Source organism: Saccharothrix lopnurensis, from assembly GCF_042658445.1.
Lineage (GTDB): Bacteria > Actinomycetota > Actinomycetes > Mycobacteriales > Pseudonocardiaceae > Actinosynnema > Actinosynnema lopnurensis.
The window spans coordinates 1-16,184 of record NZ_JBHSQO010000048.1; the positions used below are offsets into that span (position 1 = coordinate 1).

General features: G+C 69.9%; 16 protein-coding genes. 9 read left to right on the forward strand and 7 right to left on the reverse strand.

Features of this window, described 5'->3' with window-relative positions:
• Together ACFP3R_RS30755 and ACFP3R_RS30760 are read right to left on the reverse strand one after the other, a co-directional pair.
• The coding region (locus tag ACFP3R_RS30755; protein ID WP_380641104.1) for a hypothetical protein at nt 1-1,152 on the reverse strand (1,152 nt) is incomplete at its 3' end.
• The gene (locus tag ACFP3R_RS30760; protein ID WP_380641106.1) at nt 1,149-1,463 is read right to left on the reverse strand and encodes a hypothetical protein; all 315 of its coding nucleotides are present in this window, start codon (nt 1,461-1,463) and stop codon (nt 1,149-1,151) included. The genes ACFP3R_RS30755 and ACFP3R_RS30760, both read right to left, overlap by 4 nt.
• Nucleotides 1,464-1,932: 469 nt before the next feature.
• On the opposite strand from ACFP3R_RS30760, the gene ACFP3R_RS30765 reads away from it, so the two are divergent.
• From ACFP3R_RS30765 to ACFP3R_RS30785, 5 genes are read left to right on the forward strand one after another with little or no spacing between them, the layout of a single operon-like run.
• Entirely contained in the window at nt 1,933-2,448 is a 516-nt protein-coding gene (locus tag ACFP3R_RS30765) for a DUF4365 domain-containing protein (protein WP_380641108.1), read from the forward strand.
• Nucleotides 2,449-2,453: 5 nt separating this feature from the next.
• Nucleotides 2,454-3,467: a hypothetical protein gene (locus tag ACFP3R_RS30770; RefSeq protein WP_380641110.1), complete on the forward strand. Its 1,014-nt coding sequence runs from the start codon at nt 2,454-2,456 to the stop codon at nt 3,465-3,467.
• Nucleotides 3,468-3,507: 40 nt separating this feature from the next.
• Nucleotides 3,508-4,095, forward strand: a complete 588-nt coding sequence (locus ACFP3R_RS30775) for a hypothetical protein (RefSeq protein ID WP_380641112.1) — start codon at nt 3,508-3,510, stop codon at nt 4,093-4,095.
• Nucleotides 4,092-7,301: a helicase HerA domain-containing protein gene (locus tag ACFP3R_RS30780; RefSeq protein WP_380641114.1), complete on the forward strand. Its 3,210-nt coding sequence runs from the start codon at nt 4,092-4,094 to the stop codon at nt 7,299-7,301. The genes ACFP3R_RS30775 and ACFP3R_RS30780 overlap by 4 nt, the downstream gene beginning before the upstream one ends.
• A 50-nt stretch (nt 7,302-7,351) precedes the next feature.
• A complete protein-coding gene (locus ACFP3R_RS30785; protein WP_380641116.1) occupies nt 7,352-7,666 on the forward strand; it encodes a hypothetical protein in 315 nt (104 codons plus the stop codon).
• A 279-nt stretch (nt 7,667-7,945) separates the two neighbouring features.
• On the opposite strand, the gene ACFP3R_RS30790 is transcribed toward ACFP3R_RS30785, so the two are convergent.
• Nucleotides 7,946-8,449, reverse strand: a complete 504-nt coding sequence (locus ACFP3R_RS30790; protein WP_380641118.1) for a hypothetical protein — start codon at nt 8,447-8,449, stop codon at nt 7,946-7,948.
• A 234-nt stretch (nt 8,450-8,683) separates the two neighbouring features.
• Between ACFP3R_RS30790 and ACFP3R_RS30795 the strand changes: the two genes are divergently transcribed.
• Complete coding sequence (locus ACFP3R_RS30795) at nt 8,684-10,597, forward strand: FAD-dependent oxidoreductase (protein WP_380641120.1); 1,914 nt, start codon at nt 8,684-8,686, stop codon at nt 10,595-10,597.
• Nucleotides 10,598-10,996: 399 nt separating this feature from the next.
• The gene (locus ACFP3R_RS30800) at nt 10,997-11,167 is read left to right on the forward strand and encodes a hypothetical protein (protein ID WP_380641122.1); all 171 of its coding nucleotides are present in this window, start codon (nt 10,997-10,999) and stop codon (nt 11,165-11,167) included.
• 487 nt (nt 11,168-11,654) lie between these two features.
• On the opposite strand, the gene ACFP3R_RS30805 is transcribed toward ACFP3R_RS30800, so the two are convergent.
• The 4 genes from ACFP3R_RS30805 to ACFP3R_RS30820 all read right to left on the reverse strand — a co-directional run bounded on the left by ACFP3R_RS30805 (nt 11,655) and on the right by ACFP3R_RS30820 (nt 14,391).
• Complete coding sequence (locus ACFP3R_RS30805; protein ID WP_380641124.1) at nt 11,655-12,101, reverse strand: hypothetical protein; 447 nt, start codon at nt 12,099-12,101, stop codon at nt 11,655-11,657.
• A gap of 2 nt (nt 12,102-12,103) precedes the next feature.
• Nucleotides 12,104-13,282 carry a DUF6973 domain-containing protein gene (locus tag ACFP3R_RS30810; protein WP_380641126.1) on the reverse strand — a complete coding sequence of 393 codons (1,179 nt, stop codon included), beginning with the start codon at nt 13,280-13,282 and terminating at the stop codon, nt 12,104-12,106.
• Nucleotides 13,282-13,578 (reverse strand): hypothetical protein, encoded by a 297-nt coding sequence (locus ACFP3R_RS30815; RefSeq protein ID WP_380641128.1) that lies wholly within the window; start codon nt 13,576-13,578, stop codon nt 13,282-13,284. Before ACFP3R_RS30815 ends, ACFP3R_RS30810 begins: the two co-directional genes overlap by 1 nt.
• Before the next feature lie 564 nt (nt 13,579-14,142).
• Nucleotides 14,143-14,391, reverse strand: coding sequence for a hypothetical protein (locus ACFP3R_RS30820; RefSeq protein ID WP_380641130.1), 249 nt, complete (start codon nt 14,389-14,391; stop codon nt 14,143-14,145).
• A 141-nt stretch (nt 14,392-14,532) separates the two neighbouring features.
• On the opposite strand from ACFP3R_RS30820, the gene ACFP3R_RS30825 reads away from it, so the two are divergent.
• Nucleotides 14,533-14,850 carry a hypothetical protein gene (locus ACFP3R_RS30825; protein ID WP_380641131.1) on the forward strand — a complete coding sequence of 106 codons (318 nt, stop codon included), beginning with the start codon at nt 14,533-14,535 and terminating at the stop codon, nt 14,848-14,850.
• Complete coding sequence (locus ACFP3R_RS30830) at nt 14,847-16,181, forward strand: helicase-associated domain-containing protein (RefSeq protein WP_380641133.1); 1,335 nt, start codon at nt 14,847-14,849, stop codon at nt 16,179-16,181. The genes ACFP3R_RS30825 and ACFP3R_RS30830 overlap by 4 nt, the downstream gene beginning before the upstream one ends.
• Nucleotides 16,182-16,184 lie beyond the last annotated feature (3 nt).

Sequence of the window (16,184 nt, forward strand, 5' to 3'; positions counted from 1 at the left end):
TTGGGCACAGCGACATCCTCCCAGCTCACCATCACGGCAAGCCAACTCAGATGTCACCAATCCGTGCAGCAGACCCAAGTCGTGTGGTCGGTTGTCGCGGTGGGCCAGGGCTCGTAGGTCTGCGAGGAGTGCGACGGCGGCGTCGTACTCGGCGGGTTTGCGGGTGGCGATCAGGGCGTCGATGCGTGCCCAGGCGGGTTGCTCGTCCTGTGCCAGCTCGTCCAGGTGCTGCTTGTGGGCGAGGGCTTGTTCGCGCTCGCGACTGGGTTTTTCCTTGGCGCGCTCGGCCTCGTTCCGCTGCTGTCGTTCGATGCGCCTGCGTGCCGTCTCGTCCAGGAGTTCGCCTACGGTGCGGTGTGGCGGTGCGGCGGGCTGGGTGGTGCGGTCGCGGAACCGGCGGAGCAGTTCCATGCGCACTGTCGCGGCCTGGTCTTGGACGACGCGCACCAGCAGGTGGTCTTTTTCGGTGCCGGGCAGTGCCTTCACCCAGGTCGCCAACTGTTCGAGGTCGTCGGTGCTCTCGTTCAGCGGTGGGCTGGCCTCGGCGGCGACTGCGAGCAGGTCGTCGTCGAGGCGGAGGAAGTCGGCCAGGGCGCGTTGGGCCGCGGTGAGCGCGTGCAGTCCGGCGGGCACGGGGGGTTCCGGGGTGTTGTCTGCGTCGCGGTCGAACGCCTCCTCGTCGCGTTCCCACGTGCCGTATCCGGCCAGCCATGCCAGGTACAGCGCGCGGTGGTCGTTGGCGGCGAGTTCGGTCCTGACGCCGACGATGGCGGACAGTGCCCCCTGCGGCTCGTAGTCCCAGTCGCCGGTCTCGTCGTGGTTGCGCAGGTCGAGGACCAGATGCGTGTTCGTGGTCCAGGCCTCGACCTGTTCGTCGACCAGGTAGGGCTCGACCGCGTCCAGGTCGAGCAGGGTGCGCGGCAGGCGCAGCAGGAGGCGTCGGGTTCCCCAGTCGGCGAGGTATAGGTGCGCGTCGTAGTGGCGTTCCACCAGTCGGTTCGGGTCGCCGCGGAAGTCGCCCCACTCGTACTCGTTGACGAAGCTGGTAGCGGTGATCCGCGCGCGGGTGGACAGGGCGCGGACCTCGGCCTGCGCCTTCGCGTCCAGCGGCCGGTCCAGCGCGGCGAACTCGTAGTACTGGTACTCGCTCAACGCCCGCCTCGCGCTCCGGTTCCGGGGAACGGCGTCGCGCGGAAGCCCGAGTCCTCTCCCAGGTGGAAGAACAGGTGCCCGGTGAGCGTGCCGTCCTCGGCGAGGACGGCCCAGCCGCGACCACTGGCCTGGTCCATCTCGTCGTTGCCCTCCCAGGTGAACTCGACGAAGGGGCGGCCGTCGCGCTCGCTCCAGCGGCAGTCCATCCCGCCGTTGACGGCGATGAAGCCGAACTCGCCGGTCCCGTTCCGGGCGAACTCGATGAACCCGGGTTCGACGAGGTCGATGGCGTCCTGGTCCCACTGGTCCATTTCCACGATCCTCCACCGCCCGGTCACGTGCTTCGCGGACTTCGCCACTCGTCTCCCCTCGGGTCGGAGTTCTTCCGCGCGGGCCGAATCATTCCGGCGCGGCCGAGTCGAGGTGAGGGTAGCGCCGGACCGGTGGACGGTGGCCGAGCAGTCGACGACGACCGTGCTGCCGGTGATGTCGCGCAGCATCGCGGCACTGCCGAACCGGTGGAGATCGGACAGCGCCATCACGGTTCTTCGGGCCGATTCCTGGCCGGGCCGACCGGACCGGCGTGTCATGTCGTGTGGGCGACTTCGGCCCGGCCGATCGAAGACTTGTCCCCGGCAACCGGTCCGCACAATTGCGGAAAAATGGTCCGGCATTGCCTCTTGCGAAGTGCCTGCTCCAATCGAGCGTCGTCCTATCGAGGCCAGCGCGTACAGTACGACGGAAGTCCGTTCGGAACACGACTCACTCGAAAGGTGAACCGTGCTCGACGCGCGCAACCACCAGGGGAAGTTCGGCGCCGACTACATCAGGGTGCTCGCTTCCGGCGCGGGCCTCGTCTGGTCCGAGGACGACGTCGACCTCGACGGGGTCGACCTCTGCATCAAGATGCCGGGTCGCACTCCGAGCGGGTTCTCGCCGCGGATCGACGTGCAGGTCAAGACCGTCTCCGCGGTGAACCCGCGGCATGGCGTGATCGACTTCCGGGGGTTGGACGAGGGGCAGTTCACCAAGCTGGCGGGTGAGGGGTTCCTCGTCCCGCGCTACCTGTTCGTCGTCCACGTGCCACCACGTGCGGATCTCTACGCCGACCTCAGCACCTCCGGCTTGCTGCTGCGTCACATCGGCTACTACGTGTCCCTGCGGGACCGCCTCCCGATCGACGCCCCCGACCGTCGTCGACGCGTGAAGGTCGAAGTGCCCTTGGGCAACGTCCTCACGGCGAACAGCCTGCGGGACCTCGTCACCCACAGCGCGCTCCTGCCGGCGGCCACGTGACGGCCTTGCCGAGTGTCGACCAGGTCGTCGACTACCTCAACGCCAAGAGGTGGGGGATCACCGGGCACTGGCGCGGCGCCGACATCTGGACCCGGGACGAGTTCGACGTCCTGGTGCCCGCGGACGACACCGCCGATCTGGGGGCGCGGTTGCGCGACCTGCTCGTCTGCGTCGCCGACGCCGAGGAACGCTCCCTGCGGTTCGTGGCACGGGACATGGTGCTGCCGGACTCCGACGTGGTGTCCTACCGCGTCACCCTGCCCGAGTTCGCCACCGTTCCCCTCGGCGCGGGTCTGCGGGCGGTGCGGGCCGTGAGGGACCTGATCACCACCTGTGCCCGCGCGGTGGCCGACGACCTGCCCGGCGCCGATGCCCGGACACCTGGTCGACTGGTCGAGCGGACGTCCTTGTCCACCGCGGACGAAGGCTTCGGGTTCGACCTGTTCATCCCCGTCCACCACGACGCCGCGCCGCGGTTCGGCCGCGCGACCACGATGCGCTTGCTGCGCACGTCGAACGCCGCCCTGGCCGCCGACCCGCGAGCGGTCGACGACCTCGTGGACGACGTTTCCTCAGCTCTGGCGGACCTCGCCGGTGAGCATCGCGGGTCGCCGTTCGACCTCGTCTTCCACTGGGCCGCCGGGCTGCCCGCCGACCGGGAGGACACCTCCCTGCGCTTTCCCCGGAACTTCGGCGCGAACGTCCGCGCGCGCCGGGGGAAAGCCGTTCCGGTCGCGGCCCGGGGCGTTGTCCGGGGCCGGGTGACGCGTTTGGCCCAGGACGGCCCACGTCGTGTGGTCACGATCCGGGGGGCCCTCACGCTGGACGGACGACCGACCGGCCGGGAACGTGCCGTCCGCGTGCGGGTCGACGACCGGCGGACCTACCTCGTTGCCGTCGATGCGCACACCGCCGGACTCACCGTCCGAGCGGAGGGCGACGTCGAGAGCACCGGCGCGAAGCAAGGCATCGTGGTGGAGCCGGGCGGCTTCACCGTCGTCGATCGAGGACGCGGATGACCGCGGGAACGGGAACGGGATGCCCGAGGAACGGCTGACCATGCGCGAGCGCGCCGCACTGCTCGTGCTGATGGCGGAGGCCCGCGAGTTGACCAACGCCGAACTGCGGGAACTGGCCGGCTTCACCCTCGACGGCGATTGCCGCCGCCGCCTCAACGATCTCGGGCTGGTGATCAGCACCAAAGTCGGCCGCGCCTACGCGCACGACCTCACCGACGAAGGCGCCGTGCGGTGCCAGGCCGAGCTGTCCGCCCCGCGGCCTGCCCGGGCCGGTTACGCCGGTGGAGCCCTCTACGTGCTGCTGGCCGGCCTGCGACGCCACTTGGAGGTCACCGGCGGCACCCTCGGCGGGCTCTTCACCCCGGGCCTGGGTCACCGGGTCGAAACCGCCTACCGCGTGCTGGCTCCGCGTCCCGGCGACTCGGTGGCCCTCCGCACGCTGCGCGAACACCTCGACGACGTGCCGACCGACCGGCTCGACCGGGCGCTGACGGCCCTGGCGGACCGCCCCGACGTCCACCTGCGGGCCGAAGCCGACCAGAAATCCCTCACCGAGCCGGACAGGCAGGCCGCGTTGGTGCTCGGCGGCAGCCCTCGCCACACACTGGCGATCGAGGCGGCCTGGTGAACGAGGAGCAGCGCAACGCGCTGTCATCGGTGCAGTTCGGCTGGGCGGTGACACCGGACGACATCTGGAGTCCCATGCACCACCACGTCGACGGTTTGCACCCGCATGCCGTCGACGGCATCACCCGGGCCGTCGCAGCGGCCGGACGACGTCCGCAGGTCAGCCCCATGGGCATCGTGCTGCGGGGTGAACGCGGCGTGGGCAAGACGCACATGCTCGGCTGGCTCAGGCAGCAGGTGCAGCGGCAGGGCGGGTCGTTCTTCCTGCTCAAGCTCCTCGACCGCCACTCGTTCTGGGAGGGTGCGGTACACGGCGTGGTCGGTGGCCTGCTCGACCGCCAAGGCGGGCAGCTGGGCCGCCTGCTCGGTGAACTCGCCCGCCTCACCGGCCAGGACCAGGAAACGAGCATGCGCCTCACCGGCACCTTGCCGGTGCGCAGGCAGGACATCGAGGCGCTGCTCGACGGGCTGCGTCCCCTCGACGCCCAGGTCGCCGTCGAGTGCCAGGACACCCTGCGGGCACTGGTCCTGTACCGCGCGAAAGGCAAGGCGTGGGAAGCGGGCAACGCCTACCTCGTCCTGCCCGAGGGTGTCGAGGCCACCGACCGGGCGGAGTGGGGGTTCCGCACCACGTCCCGGTCGCCGCAGCTGCTGCTCGGCGACCTGTCCAAGATCTTCGCCCTGGTCGGTCCGGTCGTCATGGCCGTCGACCAGGTCGACAGCGTCATCACCCAGGCCGCTGGCTCACCGGGCGAGGAGGCCCTGGTCGACCGCCTGGCCGATGGGCTCATGCGGGTGCGAGAGGAGACCAGGCGCACCATCGTGGTGGTGGCTTGCCTGCCACGCTCGTGGGACCTCATCGAGCACCACGCCGTCAACTCCGCGGCCGACCGGTTCCGCGTGCTGGACCTGCGCACCGCCATGCCCAGCGCGGCCGTGTCCGGTGCCATCGTGGAGCGGCACCTGGCCGGCCTCTACGGCGAGATCGGCTTCACCCCGCCGCACGCCACCTGGCCTGTCCACCCGTCGGCGTTCGCCGGGCGGGACGTGGCCCACTGGACGCCCCGACGGCTCCTGCAACGCGTGGACGAGCACATCCGCTGGTGCCTCACCCACGACACCGTCGAGGAGCTGCGGGACTTCGCCGCCGCCACGGCCGAGCCCGCGGGCCCGCCGGCCGTGGTGCCACGGGAAGCGGACGAGCTCGACGCCCTGTTCGCCCGCCTGCGCGACACCGCCGACATCCTCGCTCCCCTGGACCACCAGCGGGAGGACGAGCGCATGCAGGCCCTGCTCGGCGCCGTGCTGCACTGCTTCGTGCTCGAACGAGGCGCCGACGGCCCGCCGCTGACCGTCGACGCCTCACGCGGCGGCAACCCGCCCCTGCACGCCCGACTGCGCCTCACCATCGACGAGGCCGGAGAAGGCGAGGTCCACTGGAGCTTCCGCGCCATCGCCCACACCCACCCCCGTGCAGTGCTGGCGCGGCTCAAGTCCGCCCAGTCGGAAGCGGAACTCCGCCGAGACGACGACAAGCGCCACCTGGTCGTGCTGCGCAACACGGCCTTCTCCGGCGGGCCCGCCACCACGGCGGCGCTGGAGGCGTTCCGCGCCGACGGGGGCCTGGACCTGCCGGTCGCCGAGAGCGACCTGCGCCTGTTCACCGCTCTGGAGAAGATGCGCGACCAGTCACCGCCGGGGTTCCTGCCGTGGCTGCTCACCCGCCGCCCCGCGACCTCCTCGCGGCTGCTGACCAGAGCGCTGGCCGACCTCGACCACTTCGCGACAACGTCCGTGCCGCAGGCCCGTCACGACGACCCCGGCCCGGCGCCGGAGTGGCCGGGGGTCAGCGGCACGCTGTCCGACGTCACCCCCGACCAGCCCGCCACCTCGTCGGAGGAGACCGACGCACCGGGAGAGGCCGCCGAGGCGGTGGGGGAACTCGCCACCGACGAGCCGAGCGTGCGCCTGGGCACCGGCGTCGTGACCGGCACGCCGTTCACCGTCCCGCTCGCCCTGCTGCGCAAGCACACCGTCGTGTTCGCGGGCAGCGGCTCGGGCAAGACCGTGCTGCTGCGCCGCCTGGTCGAGGAGGCCGCACTGCAAGGGGTCTCCTCGATCCTCATCGACACCAACAACGACCTCGCCCGGCTGGGCGATCCCTGGCCCTCCCCACCCGCTCTCTGGGAACCCGGCGACGCCGAACGCGCCGACCGCTACCTGCGCGACACCGACGTGGCGGTCTGGACGCCCCGGCGCGAGGCGGGCAGGCCGCTCACCCTCGACCCGCTGCCCGGCTTCGACCGCGAACCCGACGACCCGGACGAGTTCCGCACCGCGATCGACGCGGCCGTGGCCGGACTGGTGCCCCGCACCAACCTCGGTGGACGCAAGGCCACCACCGGCCGAGCCGTCCTCACCCAGGCCCTGACGCACTTCGTCCGCGGCGGGGGCGGTGAGCTGCGGGACTTCCTCGCGTTCCTGGCCGACCTGCCGCCCGGGATCAGCACCGTGCGGGACGCCCCGCGCCTCGCCGCCGACATGGCCGACGGCCTCAACGCCGAGATGATCAACGACCCGGTGTTCGGCGGGGCGGGGGAGCGGCTCGACCCCGGTGTGCTGCTCACCCCTCCGGCCGGCAAGCGGGCCAGGGTGTCGGTGATCAGCTGCATCGGCCTGCCCAACGACGACCAGCGGCAGACCTTCGTCAACCAGCTCCAGCTCGCCCTGTTCTCGTGGATCAAGCGCAACCCCGCCAGGGACCGGCCGCTCGGTGGGCTCTTCGTGCTGGATGAGGCGCAGACGTTCGTGTCCTCGCGCACCACGACCGCCTCCACCCAGAGCACGCTGACCCTGGCGTCCCAGGCGCGCAAGTACGGGCTGGGCATGGTCTACGCGACACAGGCCCCCAAGGCGCTGCACAACGTGGTCTCGGGCAACGCCGCGACCCAGTTCTTCGGCCTGCTCAACGCACCCGTCCAGATCCAGGCGGCAAGCGACCTGGCGCGGGCCAAGGGCGGCCGCATCGACGACGTCTCCCGCCTGCCCGCCGGTCAGTTCTACGGCGCCACCGAGGGAACCGGGCTCTCGAAGGTCCAGGTGCCGATGTGCCTGAGCCACCACCCGCCCACGGCATTGGCGGAGGAGGAGGTCCTGGCGAGGGCACAGGCGTCGGCGGTGGAAGCCGCGGACGGGCGCGGAGCTTGACTCGGTCACATCGTCAAGGATGGCGAACAGGGCGACTGGTCTTGATACGTGTGGCACCGGAGTGGGAGTGCTTCCCGTTCCGGGTCCGCATTGCGGAAGAGGCGATCGCCGACAATTGCTCTGCCGAGCGGGTCGTGGTCGAGTTCGGTGCGCGACCCGACCTGGCGGCGGCGATCGATGGGTGGGACGAGGAGTTCCAGGCCGTCTACGACCGGAGCGACCCGGCGAGCTCGGGCTTCCCCGACGAGGCGACGACGGCGGCCTGGCACGAGCGGGGCGAGCGATTGCCCAGCAGGTTGGCGTCGGCGCTGCGGGTGCGGACCGAGTTCCGCACCGCACGTGGGGAACTCGTGTTCGACGGTTGAGTTCGGCCTCTTCGGCTATTCATGCTGCGGTGGGTGGAGCAGATCTGGAGCAGGTTGTGGAGTTGAACGACGTGCGACGGCTTCGGACGGCGGTGAACGGCACCGGCTGACGTGGGGTTCCCCTGTTTGCACTGGTCAGGGCACTTGCGGAACAGCACTGGCAGGGTGAGGCACGGTTTGTGTTAGCGGCACTTCGCCGCCGTTGGCATGGATTGGCGGTTGTTGGGCGCAGTTCGTTGATGTCTAAAATGTGAAACTTGCTCATTATTGGCTGAATGGCTAGGGGAGCAGTTCGGCTGGGGACGGATCGCCGAACCGCTTCAGGTGAACGCGGTGGAGGGCCCGCATCCGGTGGTAGTCGAACTCGCCGCCCTGCGGAACGCGCTTGACCTCCAGCAGTCCTCGCCGCTCGAGGTCGTTGCGGCCACGGGGCTCGGCGTCGGGTGGCAGGCCGTAGAGGTCGCGTTCGCCGGATGGGACGTAGGAAATCTGGTTCTTGGCACGTTGCCTGTTACCGATGATCATCATTAGTGCCGGCGCGGTGGCGAGCAGTGCTCGCCACCGCGGTCGCCGCAGGATCGGCCGGGAAATGCCGAGCGCGGCCGGGGTCGTGGGCCGACCGCCCATTTCGCTATGACGACACCGAGCTGGAGCAACAGCGCGTTCGACGCGAGCCGGCCTGCTGCGGGCGGCTCCGCCGGAAGTTTGTCCCGTCCGTGTCAGGCCGGCGTCGTCGGTGGCCTGGACGCGGTAACGCTCGAGAGCGGTGACCGGTCGCGTCACCGCAGGCTCATTCGAGGTTGTGGCCAGGCGCGCGATCCGTCAGCGCCGGCGCGGGCCCCGCGGCACCCGACACCGAATCAACCCGCACTTCGCGGGAACACGCCCACTGAGAATTGGCCAAGCCTTCCGGGGTGACTCCAAAGGGCCAATCGGAAACACCCGATCCGGGTATGTCAGCGCCTATGCGGACTGCCGGAGAATAAAACGATGTCTCGAAAAGCTGATGAGCACGGCTTGCCCAGCGTCATCGTCGTGGGCGCGGGGATGTCCGGGTTGGCCGCCGCGCGGGCGCTGCGCGGATCCGGCCACGACGTGGTCGTGCTTGAGGGGCGTGACCGCGTGGGCGGGCGGATCTGGACCGACGAGCACGGGGTCGACCTCGGCGCGCACTGGATCCACGGCACGGACGGCAACCCGATCACCGAGCTGGTCGAGGACCTGGGCATCCCGTACAGCTACGTGGGCGGCGACAGCGCCTACACCGGGGGCTTCGACAGCCTGGACCTGTTCGGCGCGGATCACCGCCTGGCCGACCACCGCCACAAGAGCCGCACCCTGCAACTGGCCGACGACGTCCTGCACGAGCTCGAACAGCGAGCCGCGATCGCGCGCAAGGAGCAGCACCCGGACATCCCGCTCGGCGAGGCCCTGCGCCGGATCCTCGCCGAGCGCCGGTTGCCGCCGGACGACGAACAGGCGGTCCGCTATCACCTCAACGTGCTCCTGCGCGAGGACGTCGCCGAGGACCCCGACAGGCTGTCGCTGAAGTTCTGGGAGGACGGCTACCTGGTCTACGGCTACGGCGACAGCGTCCTGCACCAGGGCTACCAGGCGGTGGTCGACGCCCTCGCCGAAGGGCTGGACGTCCGACTGGGCCACGCGGTCACGCGGATCGACACCACCACTACCGGGCCGGTGCGCGTCACCACCGGGCGGGGCGACTTCGAGGCGGACAAGGTGCTGGTCACCGTGCCGCTCGGCGTGCTGAAGGCCGGGGCGGTGCGCTTCGAGCCCCCGCTGCCGGAGGCCAAGCGGTCGGCGATCGCCCGGCTGGGCTTCGGTACCCTCAACAAGATCGCCCTGCACTACCGCGAACCGTTCTGGCCGCGCGACCAGTACGTCTTCGGCTACCTGTGCCGCGACACCGACCGCTACCCCACGGTCGTCATCAGCATGTGGAAGTCCCACGGCAAGCCGGTCCTGGTCCTGCTGCTCGGCGCCTCGCTCGGCCGCGAGGCGGAGACCTGGTCCGACGAGGACGTCGCCGCCTACGCCGGCACCATCGTCGAGGACCTGTTCGGCGCCGACGTGCCCATGCCCGAGCACATCTCGCGCACCGCGTGGTCGGCCGACCCCTTTTCCCTGGGCTCGTACACCTGCATCGGCGTCGATTCTTCGTCGAAGGACATCGGCAGGCTGGCCGAGCCGGTCGGCGACCGGCTGTTCTTCGCCGGCGAGGGCACCAACCCCTACCACTGGGGCTGCGTGCACAGCGCCTACGAATCCGGCCTGCGCGAAGCCGCGCGGATCAGCGGGGACACCACCCTCTACACCCCGCCGAGCGCCGGAACCTCCCGCCGCCAGTCGCGCAACACCGATCGCGTGCTGCGCTTCGCGCGACTGCGGATGACGCACATCGACGAGCGTGACCTGGCCGAGCGGGTGGCGTGCCTGCGCGAGGGCGTCGACCCGCACGGGGTGCGGCTGTTCGCCTCACTGACGACCTCCGAGCTGGAGACGCTCGCCTCGATGTTCGACGAGATCCCCTTCACCGCGGGCGACGCGATCTGCCGCGAGGACGACGCCGCGCACGGGGTGTTCCTCGTCGCCGGCGGCGAGGTCGAGGTCGACTTCGGCGGCATCTACGAACGCGCGGTCGTGGGTCGCGGCGCCGTGCTCGGCCACTACGACCTGTTCTTCAACGCCCGCACCACATCGGTAACGGCGCTCGGCGACGACGTGGTCCTGTTCTACCTGGACCACTACCGGTACCAGAGCTTCCTGCACGCCTTCCCCGACGTGCTGATGCTGATGATGTCGGACCTGGTCACGCGGTGGGAGCAACTGGAGATCGCACTCGGCTCCACGATACTGTCCGCCCCCGGGCGGAAGACCGGATCGGCCCAGGTCGCGTTCGACGGTGGGTGACCGGCGGCGTGCCGGTGGCGGATTTCCGACGACGCGCAATGGGTATCGCTGGAGCACTCGTCGTCCGCAACCGAGGACCGCGGGTGCCGAAAGACGATGCCGCGGTTCCTGACCTGTGGTGAGCCGCTAAGCGGCCTGCGGCGGGTTGTTCGCGGCAGACTGTGCCCACCGCGAGACGTTCGGAGCGGTCGGTGGTGTTGCCGGACAGTCGGCGGCTGGGTGCGTCGAGTTCGGTGATCCGCGCCTGCCGTGCGTCTACACGCCGGGTGGCCGGCGTCCGGTTGGTGGCGGGCGCGTGACGAGGCGGCGCGGGCGGCCGGTGATCGCCGACAGGTGCCCGGCCGAGCGGCTCGTGGCCGAGTTCGGTGGGCCTGCGGACTTGGTGGAGGCGATTGACGCGTGGACGACGAGTTCCAGCCCGTGCGCAACCGCAGCGACTCCGCGGGTTCGGGCTTCCCTGACGAGGCGACCACGGCGGCGTGGCACGAGCGGGGCGAGTGGTTGGCCGGGGCGCTGCGGGCGCGGACCGGGTTTCACACCGCACGCGAGGACCGCGTGTTCGGCGGTTGAGGTCGGCACCTGTTGCCGTCATTCACACCGCGGTGTGTGGAGCAAATCTGGAGCAGCCGGTAGAGCCGAACGACGTGCGACGGTTTCGAATGGCGGTGAACTGCACCGGCTGACGTGCTGATTCTGTGTTTGTGCTGGTCAGGGCGCTTGTGGAATAGTACTGGCGGACTGGGGCTCAGCTTGTGTGGGCTGCACTTCGCCGCAGTTGGCATGGATTGGTGGTTGTTGGGCGCAGTTCGTTGATGTGGTGCGGTTCGTGCGTCTCGGGTGTGGCAGCGGCGCACAGCGGCGACATCATCCCGTTTAGCGGCGCGTTGTTGGAGTTGGGCCGCGTCGAGTTCGCCGGGCTGCGGCTATGGCGGTGATCGCGACGGTCATCGTCGCTGTGGCCGAGAACAGGGCGGGCAATTCGACCACGGCACCTCGCGCCCCATCGTGGGGGGCGACGATGGGATGCGATGCGACGCCGGGGGACAGGCTCGTGAGGTCAGCGGCCTGCGGGGCGTCCGTCCGGGTCGGTCATGGTTATGGCGCCACCGCGTGCCTGCAGGACCACGTCCTCGCGGTACTCGCCGTCGGCGAGTGCGGCGAGTTGTCCGAGGCTTGCCATCCGTACGGTCTCGCCATCACGCTGGAACACCAGCAGGTTGCCGTCCTGGACGTAATCGCCGTCGTAGGTGCCGTCGCCGTCCAGTTCGACGGGCCGACCCAACTCCCGCTCGATCCGCGTGCCGGACGCTGGTCCGGTGAGGACGCGCACCGAGGTCCAATCGCCGGGTGCCAGCTCCTTGAACGGTCTGGAGTCGTCCGAGCGGGCCAGCTCGCCGATCGCCTTTTCGAGGTTCTCGTCGAATTCCACCGTCACTCCCGAGGCGGTCTCGCTGCATCCTGCCAGCAGGGCGAGCAGTGCGATCAGGGTCAGTATCGAGCGCATGATCAGTACTGGTCCGGAGTAGCCGACGGCGTGCCGGGGTCGTGGTCGTCGTTGCGCCCGGGGTTGTCCGTGGGCCACGGTGTCTTCTTGGTCTCGCGGGTCTCGCCAGGTGGTACCTCGTTGGAGGGCACGAGGGTGTCGTTCTTGTCGATGACCACCATCTTGCCGTCCTCGACCGCCTGTTCGACCAGATTCGCCAACTGTTCGGGACTCGCGTCCGGGTTGGCCTGCGCGATGCTGCGGCCGACCTCGTTGTTGTGCAGATCCATGCCCACCGGGATGTGGTGGCTCGACGGATTGCGCTCGTGGGCGGTGGCGAACTCGCGGGCCCACTCCTCACCGTACCGCTGCGTCATCAGCGCATTCCAGTAGGCGTGCCGGAAGGCGTCCGCGTGCCCGTCGGTCCCGCCCTTGCCGTCGAACTTGCCCTCAGCGACGTGCAGCGCGTCCTGCCGGATGTCGCCGAACTCCTTGAGGCCGAGCAGTCCCTTGCGCATCTGCAGGTCGTCGAGCATCTCCGCCTCGGCCTGGGTGACGCGCTCCTTCTTGATGCCTCTGCGTTCCGCGAGCCAACCGGTCAGACCGCTCGGCCAGATCGTTGTGCCATCAGTCTTGACCTGGTACTTCTCCAGCAGCTCGCGGTGCCGCCGCTCATCGACCACGCGGTCTTCGCCCGCCGTCGCGGCCGCCGCCAGGGTGGTCGCCCCCGCGTCGCCGATCCCGTTGGACAGGATGCGCTTGAGCACGGAGTTCAACTCCATGTCGATCTCGGCCGCGCGGGCGAGGATGCCCTGCACCTCGACCTGGATGATCGCGCTGTCCAGGAATCCACCGACGTCCGAGGTCTTCACGACGGTGCCGTTCTCGATGCGGTAGCCGTTCTGCGCGGCGAACTGCTCGGTCGCCTCGACGCTGCGGATCAGGTCCCGTGCGGACTGCTCGGAGTCGTCGACGACTTTCCCCGCCGCGGACAGCCGCGCGGCGAGTTCCTCGAGTTCCTGACGACGGACGAGGAGGTCGTCGGCCGCCGCTTCCGATGCCTTCCCGGTCCACCCGACCGGCTTGGCGCCGTCGAGTTCGTCCTGCAGGCCGATCACCTGTCTCTTCTGTGCGGAGAGGTGGTCGCCGACCTGCCCGATGGCATCCGGCTGCCACTGCCTGACCTCGGACCACGTGGCCATCAGCGGCCTCCTGCCTTGCCGAACTCCCGCTCGGTGTCGTCGTCCTGCGCCTCGTAGTCGTCGGCGGCCGCGATCAGCGCGTTCGCGTAGGCGTCCACACCTTGGGCCCACTTGGCGGTGGTGGCCTCCCAGTGCGGACCGAGCTCGCCGGTGGTCCCGGCGGACTCCGTGCCCGGCAGCGCGGCGGCGAGCTCCGCCACCCGGCCCAGCTCCAACTTGCGCACGACCCCTGCGGCCTGCTTCGCGGCATCGGCCGCGGCGCGCAGCGCTTTCGGATCGACATCGAACCCGGTCATCTGCCCTCCCCGGACATGACCCAGAGTATCAGTGCCATTGCAGAACGTATCCTTATTTATGCGGGTATGAGAACACTGAAACCCTCGACGCACATCCCGACCGTGAGGACTCGGCCGCACGGTCTGTCTCCACGGACGTGGAGATACTCGAGTAGCCATGGCGCGACCTTGAGGCATTGAGTGCGGGCCGAGTTTCGCGCTGCACAAGGAAACGCGTGTTCGACGGTTGAGTTCGGCCTCTTCGGCTATTCATGCTGCGGTGGGTGGAGCAGATCTGGAGCAGGTTGTGGAGTTGAACGACGTGCGACGGCTTCGAACGGGAGTGAACGGCACCGGCTGACGTTCTGGTTCCCTGTTTGCGCTGGTCAGGGTACTTGTGGAACAGCGCTGGCGGAGTGGGGCTCAGCTTGTTGGCCGCAGTTGGCATGCATTGGCGGGTGTTGGGCGCAGTTAGTTGATGTGGCGCGGTTCATGCTTCTCGGATGTGGCTTCGCGCGCGGACTGTCTGGCTGGACCAGGGCTGGTGGTGCCCTGAACCGTGCACCCTGATGTGCGAGGCGTTGGTCAGGACGTGGCCTTGGATTCAATCGGCCCAGGAGGTCTCGTGCCGATACTCTCGTTCTTCTCGCTCGCCTCGATGGAGGCGTGGCGCCGCCGTTGGAGCTCCTCGCGTCCGGCGTCCGGGATCGTCATCGACTCGGCGATCTCCACCGAGTCCGAAGGATCCTGCATGCGATCTCCTCCCGCAGGCGCGCGCAACGGCGAACCCGCCGATTGCTCCGTCATCGCCACCAGGTCGCCACCCGTCACCACCTGCCCACCTCCCGACATACCGTGACGGCAGCACAGGAAAGACCGCTCCGGACAGGCTGCGCGAGGGTGAGCGGTGCTCACGGCTCACGCGGTTGTCACTCCCTGTGGGAGTTGGGTCGCCGGATGTGGGAACCTCGTCGCGTGAGCCGATCGAACCGGGTGGCGCTGGACGCGCTGATCGCGGAGGCGACTGTCGACTGCTACGACGACAGCGAGTGCGTCACGGGATTCCACACCATGATCGAGGAGCACCTCGCCGTGCCGTTCCGGACGGTGGTGCCGGGTGTGGACGTGACCGTGACGGGGGTGGACCTGACCGGGGACGAGCGGGTCGTGGCTGTCTGCGTGCGCGGGAAGTCGACGCAACGGATCTCCCTCTCGGACCTGTCGCTGCCCGCTCCGCCGCCGGAAGGCTCGCAGTGGATCGATGCCCACCGCTGCCGGGCGAAGGGGACGTGAACGGGGTGGGCTCCTGGCCGGAGCAGGTGCGGTGCACGGAGGAGGAAGCCCTGGCCAACCTGCGCGCCGTGCTCGAACTGTGCGCGGCCGGGGAGGTGAGGTGCAGCGACAAGACCAGTCGCCCGTCCGCCGCGACCGTGCGCACCGTCGGCGCGCACCTGGTGCGGGGTGACTTCTACCCCGAGGAGCCCATCGCGGCGTTCGCGTGGCCGCTGCTGCTCCAGGCCGGTGGCCTCGCCTCGCTCGACGGCGCCCGCCTCCGGTTGACCCCGAAGGGCCGTGCGGTGCTCGGGAAGCCGTCCGCCGAGGCCGTTCGGAACCTGTGGCGGCGCTGGCTCACCCACGCGGCGATCGACGAGTTCAGCCGGGTCGAGCAGATCAAGGGCCAGCAGGCCCGCAACGTGCTCACCGCGGCGAAGACCCGGCGACAGGCGGTCGCCGCGGCGCTGGCCGGCTGCCCGCCGGACAGGTGGGTCGACGTGGACTCCCTGTTCACCGCCATGCGGCGCGGCAACATGAGCCCCACCATCGCCCGCACGGACAGGGCGCTGTGGAAGCTCTACCTCGTCGACCCGGAGTACGGCAGCCTCGGCTACGACGGGCACCACGACTGGGAACTCCTCGAAGGTCGCTACACGCTCGCCGTGTTGTTCGAGTACGCGGGCACCCTGGGGTTGGTCGACCTCGACTACGTCGACCCACGCGGTGCGCGCGACGACTACGTCGACAACTGGGGCGGTGACGACCTGGACGCGTTGAGCCGCTACGACGGGCTCGTGGCGATCAGGCTCACCGCGCTGGGCGCCTACGCCCTCGGCCTGACCGACGCGTACCAACCGGCCGGGCCCGGGACCGCCGGAACCCGGCCGCTGAAGGTGCTGCCCACCCTCGACGTCGTCGCCACCGGTGACATCGGCGCCGCGGACCGGCTCGTCCTGTCCGCCCACGCGGAGCAGACCGCCGACCGCGTCTGGAGGGTGTCGTCGGCCGGTCTGCTCACCGCACTCGGCAACGGCCGCGACCTCGACGGGTTCGTCGACTTCCTCGCCGAGCGGACCGGGCACGACCTGCCCGACGCGGTGCGCGCGCTGGTCGCGGACGTCGAGCGGCGGAGCTCGCAGTTGACCGATCTCGGCCACGTCCGCGTCGTCGAGTGCGCCGATCCCGCGCTCGCCGCGTTGATCGTCCGCGACCGCGCCTTGCGCGCGCTGTGCCGCCCGATCGGTGACCGCCACCTCGCCGTCCGGCCGGATCAGGAGTCGAAGTTCCGCAAGGCCCTGCTCAAGCTGGGTCACGTCATCCCGACCGGAACCCGTGGAGGTGGGCCCTGACGG